Below are 18,786 nucleotides of genomic sequence, written 5' to 3' on the forward strand. Positions count from 1 at the left end.
AGAGCGGAGTCCGTCGTTCATGACGGGGCGCACGCCGCCCCGGACCGGTGCGCGCCGGACGTCGTCGGATTCACCCGCGTCAACGGTCCAGGTGCTTGCGCAGACTCCGGTCCACCCGGTCCATCGCGCGGTCGAGGATGTCCGCGACCAGCTTGCCCCGCTTGGGCCGCGCCTCGACGTTGCCCAGGACCGCCAGGCCCTCGACGTAGATCACGGGCGCGTCGGGGTCGCCCGAATCCAGCGTGTCCGCCTCGAAGTTGCCCAGGACCCCGCCTCCGCTGCTGCGCAGCGACACGTTCTCCGGGACGCGGATCTCCACGTTGCCGAAGACCGAGATCGCCTTGATCGCGACCTGCTGGTACTCGAAGATCGCCTCGCTGAGGTCTATCTCGACGCTGCCGAAGACGGCGTACGCGTGAATACGACGGCCCGCGCGCCAGCGGCCCTTGCGTATCGCGGTGCTGAACACCGCCACCACGTTCTCGTCGGCCTCCGCCGGGATGGCGCCGAGCCGGGGGCGGTTGGGCGCGGTCGCGTACCCGGGCGCCTCGCGGCCCGCGTGGGCGGCGGGCAGGTCCCGGACGAACTGGTCGAGGTCACCGACCGTCTTGGTGGCCAGCACCCCTTCGACCCGCTCGGCGTGCTCGTCGGCCGTGAGGCGCCCCTCGGCGAGGGCCTCGCGCAGGATGTCGGCGATCCGGTCGCGGTCGGCGTCCGACGCGCGCAGTTCGGCGTCGGCGGCACGGGTTTCGGTGCGCTTCTGAAGGTCCACGGCAGCAGCGTACCCAAACGCGATAGATCGCGACTAGGGGTGTGGATAAAGATGTGGACAGCGAACTGAGCCCTACCTCACAAGCCCATCGTCCGCACCAGGTTCTAGGCTGGTGGACGCCCGCCGACGGAGGCCGGCCTCCGCCGAGTGAGCGTGGTCGGGCTCCCGGCAAGGGTCTCGGCGCCCGGAGGCGAACCGAGCCCCGAGAAATCAAGTGAGGAATGGGCGAGATGCCTGAGTTCGCGTACACCGATCTGCTCCCCCAGGGAGAGGACACCACCCCCTACCGGCTGGTGACCTCCGAGGGTGTCTCCACCTTCGAGGCCGACGGGCGGACGTTCCTCAAGGTCGAGCCGGAGGCGCTGCGCACGCTCGCCGCGGAGGCGATCCACGACATCCAGCACTACCTGCGGCCCGCCCACCTGGCGCAGCTGCGCCGGATCATCGACGACCCCGAGGCGTCGGCCAACGACAAGTTCGTCGCCCTGGACCTGCTGAAGAACGCGAACATCGCGGCCGCGGGCGTCCTTCCCATGTGCCAGGACACCGGCACGGCGATCGTGATGGGCAAGCGCGGACAGAACGTCCTCACCGAGGGCGGCGACGAGTCGGCCCTGAGCCGCGGCATCTACGACGCCTACAAGAACCTGAACCTGCGCTACTCGCAGATGGCTCCGCTCACCATGTGGGAGGAGAAGAACACGGGCTCGAACCTGCCGGCGCAGATCGAGCTGTACGCGACCGACGGCGGTGCCTACAAGTTCCTCTTCATGGCCAAGGGCGGCGGCTCCGCGAACAAGAGCTTCCTGTACCAGGAGACGAAGGCCGTTCTGAACGAGTCCTCCATGATGAAGTTCCTGGAGGAGAAGATCCGTTCGCTCGGCACGGCCGCCTGCCCGCCGTACCACCTGGCGATCGTCGTCGGCGGGACGAGCGCCGAGTACGCCCTGAAGACCGCGAAGTACGCGTCCGCGCACTACCTGGACGAGATCCCGGCCGAGGGCTCCGAGCTGGGGCACGGGTTCCGGGACAAGGACCTGGAGCAGAAGGTCTTCGAGCTGACGCAGAGGATCGGCATCGGGGCGCAGTTCGGCGGCAAGTACTTCTGCCACGACGTACGCGTGGTCCGCCTCCCCCGGCACGGCGCGTCCTGCCCCGTGGCGATCGCGGTCTCGTGCTCCGCGGACCGCCAGGCCGTCGCGAAGATCACCGCCGAGGGCGTCTTCCTGGAGCAGCTGGAGACCGACCCGGCGCGCTTCCTGCCCGAGACGACCGAGGAGCACCTCGACGAGTCGGGCGACGTCGTCCGGATCGACCTCAACCAGCCGATGGACGACATCCTCGCCGAGCTGACCAAGTACCCGGTGAAGACCCGCCTCTCGCTCTCCGGCCCGCTGGTCGTGGCCCGTGACATCGCGCACGCCAAGATCAAGGAACGGCTCGACGCGGGCGAGGAGATGCCGCAGTACCTGAAGGACCACCCGGTGTACTACGCCGGTCCCGCCAAGACGCCCGAGGGCTACGCGTCCGGCTCCTTCGGCCCGACGACGGCCGGCCGCATGGACTCCTACGTCGAGCAGTTCCAGGCGGCGGGCGGCTCCAAGGTGATGCTCGCCAAGGGCAACCGTTCCGCGCAGGTCACCCAGGCGTGCGACAAGCACGGCGGCTTCTACCTCGGCTCGATCGGCGGTCCGGCCGCCCGTCTCGCCCAGGACTGCATCAAGAAGGTCGAGGTCGTCGAGTACGAGGAGCTCGGCATGGAGGCCGTCTGGAAGATCGAGGTCGAGGACTTCCCGGCGTTCGTCGTGGTCGACGACAAGGGCAACGACTTCTTCCAGAACCCGGCCCCCGAGCCGACGTTCACCCACATCCCGGTGCGGGGTCCCGGGCTGGCGTAGCGCCTTCGGGGCGGCCGGGGAGGAACCCGTCCCCGCCGCCCCCGCCCCTGCTCCCGCCGGCGTCGCCCCCGCTGCCGCTTCCCGCCGCTGTCGCCTCCCGTAGGCTCCCGGCGGGCCGGCCGTCCCGGGACGGCTTCGCCGCGTCGCCGGCACATCCACCCGGTGTCCCATTTCGTCCCAGGAACAGCGGGACGGCATCTTTGCGAGCTTTGCCGTGAACACTCCGCAATGACCGGATCGCAGCCTGTGATCCGCGGGTCATCTCGGAGGGAAATAGCATGATGAGTCACATGTTGCGCAACGGCCTCGTGGCCGCGGTCGCGGCCGTCGCCGTCTTCCCGGTCACGGCCGTCGCCTCCGCCGGCCGGGCCGCGCACCTCCCCGGTCAGGGCTCCGCGCCCGCACCGGCCGCCACGTCGAGCTGGTACGGGGTCCAGGTGCCCTCGCGGGGCGGCGCCCGGCGTCACGTCGGTACCCACGCCCGGTACCGCGTCGTCACCCGCCACCACGTCGTACGCCATGTACGGGGCCGTGTGACGACCCACCACATGCGCCTGCTCGTCCGCTCCGGACCGGGCACGGCCTACCGGATCGTCGGTTCGCGTCCGGACGGACGAGCCGTGGCCCTCTCCTGCAAGAAGCGGGGATCCGCCGTCCGGGGCAACCACCGCTGGTACCGCCTGGCCCACCACCGGGGGTACGTGTCCGCGCACTACGTCCGCACCGGCGGCGCCGTCCGCTGGTGCTGACGGGCGCGCCGGCGCCCGGCTCCTGAGTCCCGACGCCTCCTGACGGGGTGGGGGTCCACCCCGTCAGGAGGTCCTACGAGTCGATCAGCCGACCACCCGACCGCCACACCGGTGACGTAATCGCAGGTCAACTCCCCCTCATCATCCGGTTCGCATTCGGGCGACCCGGGTGTGCGCGGGCGCACGGAGAGGGAACGGATCAGGCGGCCACCCCGACACGGCGAGGGAGCGAGATGGAGAGCCACGTGACGGTCAAGAGACAGCCGCTGCCCGACTCGCTGGACGACCCGGAACGGCTCGACGAGGAACGTCTCCTGCTGGAGCGGCTGCGCGGTCTCAGGCGGCGAACGGGGCTGAGCCTGGCCGCGCTGGCCGCCGTCACCCCGTTCAGCAAGTCGACCTGGCACCGCTATCTGAACGGCGACCAGTTTCCGCCGCGCTCGGCGGTCGAGTCCCTCGGCCGGCTCGCGCAGACCGACCCCGGCCCCCTTCTCTCCCTGTGGGACGCCGTGTCCAGGAGCCGGTGCGGGCCGGTCGGCCTGCCCGCGCAAGCGCCGCCGCCACGGGTCCCGTCCGCACAGGGCCCGGCCCCGGACGCGCCGGTTCGGGGCCGGCGCGTCCGGCCGCCGAACCGCGCCGTCATCGCCCTCGCGGCGGTGGCGGCCGTCACGATGGCGGTCACCGCGGGCGCCGCCGAGGTCCTCGACACCGACCTCGCCCCGGTGCCCGCCGCGGCCGCCTCCTGCCGCGGCCACCGCTGCCAGGGACAGCTCCCGACCTCCGAGATCTGCGGCCGCGACGCACGTACGGAGAGCACTGCCGCCCGTGCGGGCGAGGTCGTGCTGCTCCGTTTCTCCGCGTCGTGCGCGACGGTCTGGTCCGAGGTCCGCACCCGGACCGGCGGCGCGCGGGAGATCTCGGTCCGGGCCGGCCGCGACGAACTGTCCGCCGCCTACCCGGGCGACCCGGCGGACGGCTACAGCAGTCCGATGCTGGCCGCGGCGAGCCCGCGCGGTGCGCAGGCCTGCGCCGAAGTGGCCGGGCAGTCCGCGTGCACCGCCCCCGTCGGCGCCGCACGGCACTGACTCCCACGGGAACGTACGGAACACCCGGACACCGGATCAACCGGAGACCGGATCACTGGAAGACCGGATCACCGGGACCCCGGGAACGGGTGGACCGGGAGCACCCGCGACGCGCACGACCGGATCACCGCGCCCGCGGGACGTCCGCTCACGCCGGTCACGCGGATCGGGCCGGTCACGCCGGTCGCGGATCACGCCGGTCACGCCCGTCGTCCTGTCGGGCACGCGGAAGCACGCGGAACACCGCCCCGGACGTCCGGGAACACGGGACACGTCCGCGATGCTGTCCCCACTGGAGGTGACCGGCAATGGCCGATGAACAGGCAGCAGCCCCGTACCGGATCGAGCACGACTCGATGGGTGAGGTGAGGGTGCCCGCGGACGCGAAGTGGCGGGCCCAGACCCAGCGGGCCGTGGAGAACTTCCCCGTCTCGGGGCAGCGGCTCGAACGCGCGCACATCGAGGCACTCGCACGGATCAAGGGGGCGGCCGCCAAGGTCAACGCCCGGCTCGGGGTGCTCGACAAGGACGTGGCCGAGGCGGTCCAGGAGGCAGCCGCCGAGGTCGCCGAGGGGCGCTGGGACGCGCACTTCCCGGTGGACGTCTTCCAGACCGGTTCCGGCACGTCCTCGAACATGAACACCAACGAGGTCATCGCCACGCTCGCCACCGAGCGGCTCGGCCGCGGCGTCCACCCCAACGACCACGTGAACGCCTCGCAGTCGTCGAACGACGTCTTCCCCTCCTCGATCCACATCGCCGCCACCGCCGCGGTGACCCGGGACCTCGTCCCCGCGCTCGACCACCTCGCCGCCGCCCTGGAGCGCAAGGCGCGGGAGTTCGCCGACGTCGTGAAGTCGGGGCGCACCCACCTCATGGACGCCACCCCCGTCACCCTCGGACAGGAGTTCGGCGGATACGCGGCCCAGGTGCGCTACGGGATCGAACGCCTGAACGCCTCGCTGCCCCGGCTCGCGGAACTGCCACTGGGCGGCACGGCCGTGGGCACCGGGATCAACACGCCTCCCGGGTTCTCCGCCGCCGTGATCGCGGAGGTGGCCCGGGACACCGGGCTGCCGCTCACCGAGGCCCGCGACCACTTCGAGGCACAGGGCGCGCGGGACGGGATCGTCGAGACGAGCGGACAGCTGCGGACCGTCGCGGTCGGGCTGACGAAGATCGCCAACGACCTGCGCTGGATGTCGTCGGGGCCGCGGACCGGCCTGGCCGAGATCAGCCTCCCCGACCTGCAGCCGGGCTCCTCGATCATGCCGGGCAAGGTCAATCCCGTCATCCCCGAGGCCGTGCTGATGGTGGCCGCCCAGGTGATGGGCAACGACGCGACGGTCGCGGTCGCCGGGGCCGCCGGCAACTTCGAGCTCAACGTGATGCTCCCGGTCATCGCGAAGAACGTCCTGGAGTCCGTCCGGCTGCTCGCGGCCGTCTCCCGGCTGCTCGCCGACCGCACCGTCGACGGGATCGTCGCGCACCGCGAACGGGCCCGCGAGTACGCCGAGTCGTCACCGTCCGTCGTGACACCGCTCAACAAGTACATCGGGTACGAGGAGGCCGCCAAGGTGGCCAAGAAGGCACTGGCGGAACGCAGGACCATCCGTCAGGTCGTCCTCGACTCCGGGTACGTCGAGCGGGGCGACCTCACCCTGGAACAGCTGGACGAGGCGCTGGATGTCCTGCGGATGACGCATCCGTGACAGCGCCTCCGCACCGGCGAACACCGGATGACGTCCCCGTGACGTCCTGCGCGCCATGGCGAGAACCGTGACGCGCACCGCAGCGTCGCATGCCTGGGGCACCTAATATCTGTTCATGGCAGAGGGCGGAGCGGTGAGACGGGTGACAGCGGGCGGGTCGACGACGTACTGGCCCCCCGGGAGTCACATTCTGTGGCGGTACCGGGAGAACGCCGGCGAGCGCTTCCACATCTGCCGGCCCGTCACCGTCGTACGGGACGACACGGAACTGCTCGCGGTGTGGATGGCGCCCGGTACGGAGTGCGTCAAGCCCGTGCTCGCCGACGGCACCCCGGTGCACGGAGAACCGCTGGAGTCGCGCTACACCAAGGCCCGTTCAGTGCGCCGGGACCGCTGGTTCGGCACCGGGGTGCTGAAGCTGGCGCGGCCCGGCGAGCCCTGGTCGGTCTGGCTGTTCTGGGAACCGGGGTGGCGTTTCAAGAACTGGTACGTGAACCTGGAGGCCCCGCTGACCCGTTGGGAGGGCGGCGTCGACTCCGAGGACCACTTCCTGGACATCTCCGTGCACCCGGACCGCAGTTGGCGCTGGCTCGACGAGGACGAGTTCGCACAGGCGCAGCGGGCCGGACTGATGGATACTCGACTGGCCACGCACGTGCGGGAGGCCGGACTGCGCGCGGTGGAGGTGATCCGCGCCTGGGGCACGCCGTTCGCGGACGGCTGGCAGCACTGGCGCCCGGATCCGTCCTGGCCGGTTCCCGTCCTGCCCGATGACTGGGACCGTACGCCCGCGCACGTGTCCTCATGAGACCCTTGATGCGCCCCCGTGGTACAACCGTAGGATCGTCCTCCGCAAGGGCGCGCAGCAGCAACTACCGCAGCATGCGCTGGGCTTGACCATACGTCACCGAGGGGCGGCAGGACGTGAGCGAGGGGTACGAGGGCCACGGCGGTACGGTCGGCGGACGGCCCGACGGGTCGCGCGGACCCGCTGGGGCGACGGTGTTCCCGTCGGCACACGCCGGGCCCGGCTCGCACGACGCGCAGATTCCGTTCCTGGGGCACACATTCCGGGTATCGGGGCTGCGGGACGAACTGCACGCACGGCGCGCAGCCCCGGACGGATGGATTCGACACGCGTGACGGAGCACCCCACCTCGCACGAGCGCCGCCAGAGCGGCGCCGGCCGGCCCTCCACCCCCGCGGACCCACGCGGGGCGCTCATGCATACCCCGGAGGCGCTGCGCACGCCGGGCGCCTTACCCGCTCAGCCGGCCCGCACGGGCGACGCCCCGACCGGTACGGGCGCGCCGTACGGCCAGCACGGGACGCCGGGCAACCAGGCCTCCGCGAGCACCGACGCGCCGTCGCCCTCCGGCACCGGCGCGCCGACACCGCCCGCCTCTTCCGGACCCGAGCACTCCCAGCCGTCGGCCGCGGAGCCCGATCCGCACCGCCCGCGCCCCGCGCCCGAGGGCATCCCGGCCCAGCCGGTCGACCAGGACCGCACGCCGAGCAGCGGCGGCAAGGACCGGCGGACCGGGCAGGGGCTGCCGCACGCGGGCCCGATGCCGATGCGGCGCGACGGGGACCGGCTGCGCTTCGTGGGCGCGGCGACCCGGCGCATCGCCCGCGGCATCGACCTCGACGAGATCGTGATGGGTCTGTGCCGCGCCACGGTGCCGACCTTCTCGGACGCGATCCTCGTCTATCTGCGCGATCCGCTGCCGGTAGGCGACGAGCGGCCCACCGGGCCCCTCGTGCTGCGGCTGCGGCGCACCGACCGGATCCCGGAGGACCGCGACACCGAGAACGGCTTCCTGCCCGCGCTGCGGCCCGAGCCGAGCGAGCTGTCGGCGATGACGGCCGAGCTGTGCGAGGTGCGTCCCGGCGGCGCCCTCGCCGAGGTGCTGCGCGGCGTGCGGCCCGTCTTCGCGGACGCGCCCGCCGCCCGCGCCGCGCTGCCCGAGCTGCTGGGCGACGAGCTGGCCGTGCCCAGCGGCCAGCGCGCGATCCTGGCTCCGCTGCGGGGGCGGCGCCGGGTGATCGGGGCCGCGCTCTTCGTGCGCCGTCCCGAGCGGATGCCCTTCGAGCCCGACGACCTGCTCGTCGCGGCCCAGCTCGCCACGCACAGCGCGCTCGGCATCGACAAGGCGGTGCTGTACGGCCGCGAGGCCTACATCGCCGACGAGCTCCAGCGCACCATGCTGCCCGAGACCCTGCCGCGGCCCACGGGCGTGCGGCTCGCGTCCCGCTATCTGCCGGCCGCGGAGACCGCGCGCGTCGGCGGCGACTGGTACGACGCGATCCCGCTGCCGGGCAGTCGTGTCGCCCTGGTCGTCGGGGACGTCATGGGCCACTCCATGACGTCCGCCGCGATCATGGGGCAGCTGCGGACGACCGCGCAGACCCTCGCCGGGCTCGACCTGCCGCCGCAGGAGGTCCTGCACCACCTGGACGAACAGGCGCAGCGGCTGGGCACCGACCGCATGGCGACCTGCCTGTACGCCGTCTACGACCCGGTCTCGCACCGCATCACCATCGCCAACGCGGGCCATCCGCCGCCTATCCTGCTGCACCTGGGCGGCCGGGCCGAGGTGCTGCGGGTGCCGCCGGGTGCCCCCATCGGCGTAGGAGGGGTGGACTTCGAGGCGGTCGAGCTGGACGCGCCCGCCGGGGCCACTCTGCTGCTCTACACCGACGGACTGGTCGAGTCCCGGCTCAGGGACGTCTGGACCGGGATAGAGCAGCTGCGCGAGAAGCTCGCCGCCACCGCGCAGCTGACCGGCCCCGACCATCCGCCGCCCCTCGAAGCCCTGTGCGACGAGGTGCTCGACATGCTCGGTCCGGGCGACCGGGACGACGACATCGCGCTGCTCGCCGCCCGCTTCGACGGGATCGCGCCGAGTGACGTGGCGTACTGGTACCTGGAGCCGGAGGACGCCGCTCCCGGACGGGCCCGGCGGCTCGCCCGCCGCGCGCTGTCCCGCTGGGGCATGGAGGACATGAGCGACTCCGTCGAACTGTTGGTCAGCGAGGTCGTGACCAACGCCGTGCGGTACGCCTCACGCCCCGTGACGCTGCGGCTGCTGCGGACGGACGTGCTGCGCTGCGAGGTCGGTGACGACGTGCCCCAGCTGCCGCGGCTGCGGCAGGCGCGCGCCACGGACGAGGGCGGACGCGGCCTCTATCTGGTCAACAAACTGGCCAGACGGTGGGGTGCGACCCGGCTGAGCACCGGCAAGGTGGTCTGGTTCGAGTTGAACCGCGGCTGACGGGGTACTCGCCCGGTCTCACCCCGGGGCGGCCCCGTCTCCGTACGGGTTCCGGAACCGGACCAGGGCTGGACCGTGTCCAGATGTTGCCGACATCCCGTCGGCGGAGTTGACTGCTGGGGTGGACGAAGCGACCTAAACACCCTCTTCTTCGACGGGAGGACGCTCGTGACGCAGGCACCCCAGAAGGTTCCGTACACCACGGACAACGTCGGAATTCCGGTGGAGAGCGACGAACACTCGCTGACCGTCGGCCCCGACGGCCCGATCCTGCTCCAGGACCACTACCTCATCGAGAAGATGGCGCAGTTCAACCGGGAGCGGGTCCCCGAGCGCGTGGTGCACGCCAAGGGCAGTGGCGCCTACGGATTCTTCGAAGTCACCAACGATGTCAGCCAGTTCACCAAGGCTGATCTGTTCCAGCCGGGCAGGCGCACCGAGATGCTGGCCCGGTTCTCCACCGTCGCCGGCGAACAGGGTTCGCCCGACACCTGGCGCGACCCCCGCGGTTTCGCGCTGAAGTTCTACACCGAGCACGGCAACTACGACATGGTGGGCAACAACACGCCGGTCTTCTTCGTCCGTGACACGATCAAGTTCCAGGACTTCATCCGCTCGCAGAAGCGCAGCCCCGTGACCGGACTGCGTGACAACGACATGCAGTGGGACTTCTGGACCCTCTCCCCCGAGTCCGCGCACCAGGTGACGTGGCTGATGGGCGACCGGGGCATCCCGAAGACGTACCGCCATATGAACGGGTACAGCTCGCACACCTACATGTGGATCAACGGTGCCGGTGAGCGGTTCTGGGTCAAGTACCACTTCAAGACCGACCAGGGGATCGAGTTCCTCACCCAGTCCGAGGCCGACGAGCTGGCCGGTACGGACGCGGACAGGCACCGGCGGGACCTGTTCGAGTCGATCAAGTCCGGGAACGCGCCGACCTGGAGCCTGAAGGTCCAGATCATGCCGTTCGAGGACGCGGCGGACTACCGCTTCAACCCCTTCGACCTGACCAAGGTCTGGCCGCACGCGGACTACCCGCTGATCGACGTCGGCCGGATGACGCTGGACAGGAATCCGGAGGACTTCTTCATCCATATCGAGCAGGCCGCCTTCGAGCCGTCCAACCTGGTGCCGGGCATCGGCCCCTCGCCGGACAAGATGCTGCTGGGCCGGCTGTTCTCGTACCCGGACACCCACCGGTACCGGATCGGCCCCAACTACACCCAGCTGCCCCCGAACCGGCCGCACTCCCCGGTGAACTCGTACGCCAAGGACGGCCCGATGCGCTACGAGCCGTCGAACGCGGCCCGGCCGTACGCCCCCAACTCCTACGGCGGACCCGCGGCCGACTTCTCCCGCTTCGGCGACCCGGCGAGCTGGCAGACCGCCGGTGAGCTGGTGCGCGAGGCGTACAAGCTGCACCGTGAGGACGACGACTGGGGGCAGGCGGGCACGATGGTCCGCCAGGTCTTCGACGCCGCGGCCCGCGACCGTCTCGTGTCGAACGTCAGCGGCCATCTCAAGGCAGGTGTGTCCCGTCCGGTCCTGGACCGCGCGGTGCAGTACTGGCGCAACGTCGACAAGGAGATCGGCGACCGGATCGCCAAGGAGGTCAACGGCGGCTGAGCCGTCCGGACACGAGGAGGGGCGCCCGGTGTGCACCGGGCGCCCCTCCTCGTACGTCCCGCTCCCGCCCTACTGCTGCTGCTGGTCGTCCGGCTCGAACGGGCCCGTCGAGCTCCCGCCGGTCGGGGTCTGGCTCGGGGTGAGCGGCGGCGTCGTCGTCGGGGCGACCGGGGACTGGGACGTCTGGGTCGGCGGGCTGCTGGACGTCGGCGGCCGGGTCGTCGGCTTCTGGGTGGTCGGGGTCTCCGACGGCGTCTCGCTCGGCGTCTGACTCGGCGTGTCGCTCGGGGTCGGCTCCATCGCCGCGCCCTGGGTGGTGTCCAGGTCGAAGGCGGTGACCCCGCCCATCGCGTTGAAGGTGTACGCGGCCCAGATCTGGGCGGGGAAGCCGCCGCCGTTGACACGGCCGCCGCCCGCGGCGCCCTTCAGCGACACCTGGGCGCCCTGCTTGACGGTCTTGCCGGCCGAGTCCTTACGGTCCTTGGGCGCCTCTCCGAACAGGCCGACCGAGGTGACCAGGTTGGGCGTGTAGCCGGTGAACCAGGCCGACTTGTTGTTGTCGGACGTACCCGTCTTGCCCGCGACCTGCTGGCCGTTGCGGTCGGACGCCTGGGCCACCGACACCTGGGCCGTACCGTCGTTGACCACGCCGGTGAGCACCGAGGTGACCGTGTCGGCCGCCTCCGGGGTGATGACCTGGTCGCCGATCGGATCCGTGAAACGCACGGTGCGGTCCTTGTGCTCGGCCTTGGCCACGACGGCCGGGGTGACCTTGCGCCCGTGATTGTCGAGGGTGGCGTAGGCGCCCGCCATCTCCAGCGGACTCGCGCCCATGGAACCGAGCGTCTGCGCCGGCACCGGCTGGAGCTTCTCCGTGTGCATCCCGAGATCGCCCGCGACCTTGAGGACCTTGTCCATGCCGACGTCGACGCCCATCTGCGCGAAGACGGAGTTGATGGACTTGTTCATCGCGGTCTGGACGGTGACGGGTCCGTAGCTCTGGTCGTCCTCGTTGGGCGGCGCGAAGGGGATGGAGCTGCCCTTGACGGGCCGGCCGCTCGTACCGTCGTACCTCGTGTCGGCCGTGATGTCCTGGCCGTCCTGCGTCTTGGCCCCCTGCTCCAGGGCCGCGGCGAAGATCAGCGGCTTGAAGGTGGACGCGGGCTGGTAGTCCCGGCGGGTCGCGTTGTTGACGTAGTGCTTGAAGTAGTCCTCGCCGCCGTACATCGCGAGGACCTTGCCCGTCTTGGGGTCGACGGACGCGGCGCCGGCCTCGACGTCACCGTCGACCCGCCGCTTCTTCCCGTCCAGCTTGCGGCTGAGCTTCGTCTTGACGGCGACTTCCAGCTGGGTCTGCTTCTTCTTGTCGATGTTGAGGGTGATCGTCCAGCCACCCGCGTCGACGATCGCCTTGGCGTCCTCGTAGTTCCCGGCGGAACCCTCGGCGACGAGCTGGTTGGCCAGGGCGTTGTTGGCCGCGTCCACGAGGTAGCCGGTCTGGCCCTCCATGCCCGGAACGCCCTTGGGGTCCTGCGGTACCGGGAACTTCATGGCCTGGCGCTTGCCGGCGTCCAGCCACCCCTCCTCGACCATGTTGTCGAGGGTGTAGTTCCAGCGGGCCGTGACCAGCCGCTTGCCGGTGTCGGTGGCGACACCCCAGTCGTACTGGCTGGGGGCCTGCAGGAGCGAGGCGAGGTAGGCGCCCTGCTCGACCGTGAGGCCGCTCGCGTCCTTGCCGTAGTAGGCCTGCGCCGCGGCCTGGATGCCGTACGAGTTGCGGCCGTAGTAGCTGGTGTTGATGTAACCCGCGAGGACGTCGTCCTTGGACTGCTGACGGTCCACCTTCAGCGCGATGACCAGTTCCTTCAACTTGCGCGTGACAGTCTGGTCCTGGCTGAGGTAGTAGTTCTTGACGTACTGCTGGGTGATCGTCGAACCACCCTGCTTCCCCTTGCCGGACAGGGTGTTCAGCAGACCGCGGGCCGTGCCCCGCAGGTCGACGCCCGAGTCCTTGTAGAAGGACTTGTTCTCGGCGGCGACGAAGGTCAGCTGGACCGGTTTGGGCACCTTGTCCAGGCCCACGATCTCGCGGTTGACCTTGCCGGTACGGGTCAGGGTGGAACCGTCTCCGTACTTGTAGATGTTGCTCTGCTGCTGCGCCGCCGCGTTGCCCTGGGGTATGGACACGACCATGTAGAGCACGAGGAAGGCGCCCATGCCCAGCAGGCAGAAGCCCAGGAACGTGCCGAGGATCGTCTTCCAGTTCAGGAATCTGCGTATGCCGCTCCGGCGCGGTCCGGTCCCGGAGGAGCCCCCGGCCGCGGCGCGACGGCCACCGCGTTGCCGCGCTCGTCTCTCGTCCGCTCGTCCCATGGCTCCGTCCGCTCCGCTTCGGTCTCGGGTCGCGCTCTCTTGTACGCGTGTCCTGCCGGGTTCACTCACGCGTCCGGTGCCGCGTTCGTTCTGATGCCGCACACAGGTTCGTCGCTGAGGTCAGCTCAGCAAACTAACACCACGCGCTGGGACAAAGTCCCGCCGATCGGCACTTCCACGGACGTGACAATCAGCACGCAATACGCATCAGCCCCACCAGAACCGACGTACGGAAGGAGTGGAAGGTTGCCATGCGGGGTAATGTGTTATCACTTTGCTAGAAATAAGCTAGACCCTACGAGACGGGGGCCCACCATGTCCGCGCACGACTCCGCGCACGATCCCGCGAACGACTCCGGCCACGGCTCCACACCGGACCGCGGACCCGTCGCCGACGTTCCGCCGATGCCGGCCCCACGGGTACGGGAGTTCGCCGCACACAGCATCGGCGGCGGGCTCGCGCTGCTGCTCGGACTGGTCGGACTGCTGCTCGGGGCCGCGCTGATCGTGGGCGCCACGACGGTCGCCGCGGCCGGGGGCAAGGCCGCGCTGATCGTCGCCGGCATCCTGGTCGGTCTCGCCGCGTTCATCGCGATGTGCGGGCTGAACACGGTGGCGCCGGGCGAGGCCCGGGTCGTCCAGCTCTTCGGACGCTACCGGGGGACGATCCGCCAGGACGGCCTGCGCTGGGTGAACCCCTTCACCTCCCGCACGAAGATCTCGACCCGGGTACGGAACCACGAGACCGCGGTCCTCAAGGTCAACGACGCCTACGGCAACCCGATCGAGCTCGCCGCGGTCGTGGTCTGGCGGGTCGAGGACACCGCGCGGGCCAGCTTCGAGGTCGACGACTTCCTGGAGTTCGTCGCCACCCAGACCGAGGCGGCCGTCCGGCACATCGCGATCGAGTACCCCTACGACGCCCACGAGGAGGAGGGACTCTCGCTGCGCGGCAACGCCGAGGAGATCACCGAGAAGCTCGCCGTCGAACTGCGCGCGCGGGTGGACGCGGCCGGCGTCTCCATCATCGAGTCGCGCTTCACGCATCTCGCGTACGCTCCCGAGATCGCCTCCGCGATGCTCCAGCGCCAGCAGGCGGGGGCGGTCGTCGCGGCACGGCGGCAGATCGTCGACGGTGCGGTCGGGATGGTCGAGGCGGCGCTCGCCCGGATCGCCGAGCGGGACATCGTCGAGCTGGACTCGGAGCGGAAGGCGGCGATGGTGTCGAACCTGATGGTGGTGCTGTGCGGTGACCGGGCGCCGCAGCCGGTCCTGAACGCGGGGTCCCTCTACCAGTGACGGAGCCATCCGGTGGGGCCGGGCCCCGGCGGCGGCCGGGGCAGCAGCGCAAGCAGGTGCTGCTGCGGCTGGATCCGCTCGTGTACGACGCGCTGGCCCGCTGGGCGGGTGACGAACTGCGTTCCGCCAACGCGCAGATCGAGTTCCTGCTGCGCAGGGCGCTGGCCGAGGCGGGGCGTCTGCCCGGGGGCGCGGGGCCGATCCCGCGACGGGGTCGGCCCCCTGCCCCCGAGCGGCCGGACGCCTAGCCGGCGACGGGCCTTCCCTCACACCCACCGCCCCTGCCCATCCCGCACCCGGGGGCTCCGCCCCCGGGAAAGGGCCGGTTCCGGTGACAGAACCGTGACAATGGGCCCTGACCTGGACACCATCGCTCACCGCCATGGCCTATGCGCAGCATGTATACGCACGGTGTATACCCCGTGTGTAGAGTGCTCCGCATGTCCATCGGTCACACCCTCCTCGGACTCCTGGAGTCCGGACCCCGCCACGGTTACGACCTCAAGCGGGCCTTCGACGAGAAGTTCGGTCACGACCGGCCGCTGCACTACGGCCAGGTCTACTCGACGATGTCGCGACTGCTGAAGAACGGCCTCGTCGAGGTCGACGGGATAGAGGCGGGCGGCGGCCCCGAACGCAAGCGGTACGCGATCACCGACGCCGGTGTCACCGACGTACAGCAGTGGCTCGCCACGCCCGAGAAGCCCGAGCCGTACCTCCAGTCGACCCTCTACACCAAGATCGTCCTCGCCCTCCTCACCGAGCGCGACGCGGCCGACATCCTCGACACCCAGCGCTCGGAACACCTGCGCATGATGCGCATCCTGACCGACCGCAAGCGCCGGGGCGACCTCGCCGACCAGCTGATCTGCGACCACGCACTCTTCCACCTCGAGGCCGACCTGCGGTGGCTGGAACTCACCGCCGCCCGCCTCGACAAACTCCGCGAGGCGGTGACGACCCGATGACCCCTCCCCCCGGTTCCCTGCTGACCGCGTCGGAACTCCGTAAGAGCTACGGCCCCACCACCGCCCTGGACGGCGCCGAGTTCTCCATCCACCCCGGCGAGGTCGTCGCCGTGATGGGCCCCTCCGGCTCCGGCAAGTCCACCCTGCTGCACTGCCTCGCCGGCATCGTGCCGCCCGACTCCGGCTCGATCATGTACGCCGGACGCGAGATGGCCACCATGAACGACTCGCAGCGCAGCGCCCTGCGCCGCAGCGAGTTCGGCTTCGTCTTCCAGTTCGGCCAGCTCGTACCCGAACTGACCTGCGTCGAGAACGTCGCCCTGCCGCTGCGCCTGAACGGCACCGGCCGCAAGGAAGCCGAACGCACCGCCCTGACCTGGATGGAACGCCTGGAGGTCGACGACCTCAGGTCCAAGCGGCCCGGCGAGGTCTCCGGCGGCCAGGGCCAGCGCGTGGCCGTGGCCCGTTCCCTGGTCACCAGCCCGCGCGTGCTGTTCGCGGACGAGCCGACCGGCGCGCTCGACTCGCTCAACGGCGAGCGCGTGATGGAACTGCTCACCGAGGCCGCCCGCTCCACCAACGCCGCCGTGGTCCTGGTCACGCACGAGGCGCGGGTGGCCGCCTACTCGGACCGCGAGATCGTCGTACGCGACGGCAAGTCCCGTGACATGGAGCGCGTCATATGAACGTGCGCCAGTGGTCCAGGGACCTCACCATGGGGGCCAGGTTCGCCTTCACCGGCGGGCGTGAGGGCTGGATGCGCGCGGTCCTCACCGCCGTCGGGGTCGGGCTCGGCGTGGCACTGCTCCTGCTCACCACGGCGATACCGAGTGCGCTCCAGGCACGCAGCGACCGCGAGAAGGCCCGTACGGACATCACGTTCTCCGATGTGGGCATCCCCAAGGCGTCCGACCGGACCCTGGTCGTCGCGGCCGTCGACGACACCTACCGCGACAAGGACATCCGTGGCCGCGAGGTGCAACCCGAGGGGTCCCGGGCGCCGCTGCCGCCGGGCGTGAAGAAGAACCCGGCACCGGGAGAGATGGTGGTGTCCCCCGCACTGGCGGACCTGCTGAAGTCCGGCGACGGGAAACTGCTGCGCGAGCGGCTGCCGTACCGCACCGTCGGAACCATCGGGGAGTCCGGTCTCGTCGGCGCGAACGAACTCTCCTTCTACGCGGGCGCCGACAACCTCGCCCCGAGGATCGACGGCTCCCGGGTGACCCGTATCGAGCACTTCGGGCAGCCCCTCGGACCGCCCGACCCCCTTGACCCGGTACTCGTCCTGCTGATCATCGTCGTCTTCGTGGTGCTGCTGCTCCCGGTCGGTGTCTTCATCGCCGCGGCCGTACGCTTCGGCGGCGAACGGCGCGACCGACGGCTCGCGGCACTGCGTCTGGTCGGCTCCGACAGCCGGATGACCCGGCGGATCGCCGCGGGCGAGGCCCTCGCGGGCGCCGTCCTCGGGCTCGCCTTCGGCACGGTGTTCTTCCTGCTGGCCCGCCAACTGGCGGGATCCGTGCAGATCTTCGGCAAAAGCGTGTTCCCGAGCTATCTGAACCCCACGCCCGCACTGGCCGTCCTGGTCGCCGTCGCGGTGCCCGCGGCCGCGGTCCTCGTCACCCTGCTCGCGCTGCGCGGGGTCGTCATCGAGCCGCTCGGCGTGGTGCGTGCGGCCAAACCCGCACGGCGCCGGCTGTGGTGGCGGCTGCTGTTGCCCATCGGCGGACTCGCGATGCTCTACCCGATGATCGGCAAGGGCAACACCAGCGGGAACTTCAACCAGTACCTGGTGATCGGCGGCGTCCTGCTGCTCCTGATCGGCGTCACGGCGTTGCTGCCCTGGATCGTCGAAGCGGTGGTCTCCCGGCTCGGCTCCGGCTCGGTATCCTGGCAACTCGCGATCCGCAGGCTCCAGTTGAGCACCGGAACGGCGGCCCGCATGGTCAACGGCATCGCGGTCGCGGTCGCCGGCGCCATCGCCCTGCAAATGCTGTTCGCCGGGGTCGAGGGCGACTACACCAAGAGTTCGCCGAACGACGTCCAACGGGCTCAGATGCAGGTCCGCCTGCCGTACGACGTCCCGCTCGACCGGGCCCGCGAACAGTACGCCCGGACCGACGGCGTACGAAAGGTCGCCGCGATCGGCACCGCTTCGCTGGGTGACAAGAAGCACGATCCGGACTCGTCCACCTCCATGACCGTCGGCAACTGCGCGTCGCTGCGCGAGGTGGCCACGCTGCCGGCCTGCCACGACGGCGACGCCTTCCTGATCAAGGGCGGCGATGCCGACCCGGACGCGCTGAAGCTCGGCAGACCCGGCCGGACCCTCTACATCGACCCCTCCTACGACCAGGGCCTGGTGGGCAAGCAGGTCGCCTGGACCGTGCCGCAGGGCATCAAGGTGGCCAGGGTCCGCGCGGACGCGACGAACGGTCTGACCGGCGGCATCCTGGTCACTCCGAGCGCGCTGCCCGCGCGGGGCGCGGAGGCGGTCGAGGGCAACGTCTACCTGCAGATCGACCAGTCGGCGCCGGACGTCTACGACCTCGTCCGCAACACCACGGCGAAGCTCAGTCCGCTGGCCCACGCCTGGACCTGGGCGTCGACCGAGCAGGACAACCGCTACACGTCCATCCGCACCGGCCTGTCCGTCGGCGCCACCTGCGTCCTGTTCCTGATCGGCGCGAGCCTGCTGATCTCCCAGCTGGAACAGCTGCGCGAGCGCAAGAAACTGCTCTCCGTGCTGGTGGCCTTCGGCACCCGGCGCCGCACACTGAGCCTGTCGGTGCTGTGGCAGACCGCGATCCCGATCGCGCTGGGTCTCGCGCTCGCGTCGGTGGTCGGCCTGACCCTGGGCGTGGTCCTGCAGAAGATGACGGGCGTCTCGGTGCGCGTGGACTGGTCGAGCCTGCTGTCGATGACCGGCATCGGCGCGGGAGTCGTCGTGCTGGTGACCGCGCTCAGCCTGCCGCCGCTGCTGCGTCTCATGAGACCGGACGGCCTGCGGACGGAATAGAGCC

General features: G+C 70.7%; 14 protein-coding genes. 12 read left to right on the forward strand and 2 right to left on the reverse strand.

Annotation, left to right across the window (positions count from 1 at the left end):
- Positions 1–79 precede the first annotated feature (79 nt).
- Positions 80–772: a DUF1707 SHOCT-like domain-containing protein gene (locus GFH48_RS15445; RefSeq protein ID WP_153288834.1), complete on the reverse strand. Its 693-nt coding sequence runs from the start codon at positions 770–772 to the stop codon at positions 80–82.
- Between the two features lie 230 nt (positions 773–1,002).
- Between GFH48_RS15445 and GFH48_RS15450 the strand changes: the two genes are divergently transcribed.
- From GFH48_RS15450 to GFH48_RS15480, 7 genes are all read left to right on the forward strand, one after another.
- Positions 1,003–2,670 (forward strand): fumarate hydratase, encoded by a 1,668-nt coding sequence (locus GFH48_RS15450; protein WP_194280595.1) that lies wholly within the window; start codon positions 1,003–1,005, stop codon positions 2,668–2,670.
- A gap of 281 nt (positions 2,671–2,951) precedes the next feature.
- Positions 2,952–3,419: an SH3 domain-containing protein gene (locus tag GFH48_RS15455; RefSeq protein WP_228120589.1), complete on the forward strand. Its 468-nt coding sequence runs from the start codon at positions 2,952–2,954 to the stop codon at positions 3,417–3,419.
- Positions 3,420–3,664: 245 nt separating this feature from the next.
- Entirely contained in the window at positions 3,665–4,504 is an 840-nt protein-coding gene (locus tag GFH48_RS15460) for a DUF2690 domain-containing protein (RefSeq protein WP_228120591.1), read from the forward strand.
- Between the two features lie 308 nt (positions 4,505–4,812).
- Positions 4,813–6,216 (forward strand): class II fumarate hydratase, encoded by a 1,404-nt coding sequence (locus GFH48_RS15465; protein WP_153288838.1) that lies wholly within the window; start codon positions 4,813–4,815, stop codon positions 6,214–6,216.
- A gap of 115 nt (positions 6,217–6,331) precedes the next feature.
- Positions 6,332–7,024, forward strand: coding sequence for a cytidylyl-2-hydroxypropylphosphonate hydrolase (fomD, locus tag GFH48_RS15470; protein ID WP_194280596.1), 693 nt, complete (start codon positions 6,332–6,334; stop codon positions 7,022–7,024).
- Positions 7,025–7,340: 316 nt separating this feature from the next.
- Positions 7,341–9,491, forward strand: a complete 2,151-nt coding sequence (locus tag GFH48_RS15475) for an ATP-binding SpoIIE family protein phosphatase (protein ID WP_153288839.1) — start codon at positions 7,341–7,343, stop codon at positions 9,489–9,491.
- A 168-nt stretch (positions 9,492–9,659) separates the two neighbouring features.
- Positions 9,660–11,123: a catalase gene (locus GFH48_RS15480; protein ID WP_153288840.1), complete on the forward strand. Its 1,464-nt coding sequence runs from the start codon at positions 9,660–9,662 to the stop codon at positions 11,121–11,123.
- Positions 11,124–11,192: 69 nt separating this feature from the next.
- Here the strand turns inward: GFH48_RS15480 and GFH48_RS15485 are convergent, their stop codons facing one another.
- Positions 11,193–13,496 carry a transglycosylase domain-containing protein gene (locus GFH48_RS15485; RefSeq protein ID WP_153288841.1) on the reverse strand — a complete coding sequence of 768 codons (2,304 nt, stop codon included), beginning with the start codon at positions 13,494–13,496 and terminating at the stop codon, positions 11,193–11,195.
- Between the two features lie 315 nt (positions 13,497–13,811).
- Here GFH48_RS15485 and GFH48_RS15490 point away from each other — a divergent pair, with 315 nt between their 5' ends.
- From GFH48_RS15490 to GFH48_RS15510, 5 genes are all read left to right on the forward strand, one after another.
- Positions 13,812–14,795, forward strand: coding sequence for an SPFH domain-containing protein (locus GFH48_RS15490; protein ID WP_407698635.1), 984 nt, complete (start codon positions 13,812–13,814; stop codon positions 14,793–14,795).
- Positions 14,792–15,043, forward strand: a complete 252-nt coding sequence (locus GFH48_RS15495) for a hypothetical protein (protein ID WP_153288842.1) — start codon at positions 14,792–14,794, stop codon at positions 15,041–15,043. The genes GFH48_RS15490 and GFH48_RS15495 overlap by 4 nt, the downstream gene beginning before the upstream one ends.
- A gap of 192 nt (positions 15,044–15,235) precedes the next feature.
- The gene (locus tag GFH48_RS15500; RefSeq protein ID WP_153288843.1) at positions 15,236–15,763 is read left to right on the forward strand and encodes a PadR family transcriptional regulator; all 528 of its coding nucleotides are present in this window, start codon (positions 15,236–15,238) and stop codon (positions 15,761–15,763) included.
- A complete protein-coding gene (locus tag GFH48_RS15505) occupies positions 15,760–16,449 on the forward strand; it encodes an ABC transporter ATP-binding protein (protein ID WP_153288844.1) in 690 nt (229 codons plus the stop codon). Before GFH48_RS15500 ends, GFH48_RS15505 begins: the two co-directional genes overlap by 4 nt.
- Positions 16,446–18,782, forward strand: a complete 2,337-nt coding sequence (locus GFH48_RS15510; RefSeq protein ID WP_153288845.1) for an ABC transporter permease — start codon at positions 16,446–16,448, stop codon at positions 18,780–18,782. The genes GFH48_RS15505 and GFH48_RS15510 overlap by 4 nt, the downstream gene beginning before the upstream one ends.
- The last annotated feature ends 4 nt before the right edge of the window (positions 18,783–18,786 follow it).

The sequence above is a fragment of the Streptomyces fagopyri genome, assembly GCF_009498275.1.
Classification (GTDB): Bacteria; Actinomycetota; Actinomycetes; order Streptomycetales; family Streptomycetaceae; genus Streptomyces; species Streptomyces fagopyri.

Bases quoted from the DNA above. Each gene is read 5' to 3' on its own strand.
- GFH48_RS15450 (WP_194280595.1), top strand. From the start codon at position 1,003: ATGCCTGAGTTCGCGTACACCGATCTGCTCCCCCAGGGAGAGGACACC.
- GFH48_RS15505 (WP_153288844.1), top strand. From the start codon at position 15,760: ATGACCCCTCCCCCCGGTTCCCTGCTGACCGCGTCGGAACTCCGTAAG.
- GFH48_RS15455 (WP_228120589.1), top strand. From the start codon at position 2,952: ATGAGTCACATGTTGCGCAACGGCCTCGTGGCCGCGGTCGCGGCCGTC.
- GFH48_RS15465 (WP_153288838.1), top strand. From the start codon at position 4,813: ATGGCCGATGAACAGGCAGCAGCCCCGTACCGGATCGAGCACGACTCG.
- GFH48_RS15490 (WP_407698635.1), top strand. From the start codon at position 13,812: ATGTCCGCGCACGACTCCGCGCACGATCCCGCGAACGACTCCGGCCAC.
- fomD (WP_194280596.1), top strand. From the start codon at position 6,332: ATGGCAGAGGGCGGAGCGGTGAGACGGGTGACAGCGGGCGGGTCGACG.
- GFH48_RS15500 (WP_153288843.1), top strand. From the start codon at position 15,236: ATGTCCATCGGTCACACCCTCCTCGGACTCCTGGAGTCCGGACCCCGC.
- GFH48_RS15485 (WP_153288841.1), bottom strand. From the start codon at position 13,496: ATGGGACGAGCGGACGAGAGACGAGCGCGGCAACGCGGTGGCCGTCGC.
- GFH48_RS15510 (WP_153288845.1), top strand. From the start codon at position 16,446: ATGAACGTGCGCCAGTGGTCCAGGGACCTCACCATGGGGGCCAGGTTC.
- GFH48_RS15475 (WP_153288839.1), top strand. From the start codon at position 7,341: ATGGATTCGACACGCGTGACGGAGCACCCCACCTCGCACGAGCGCCGC.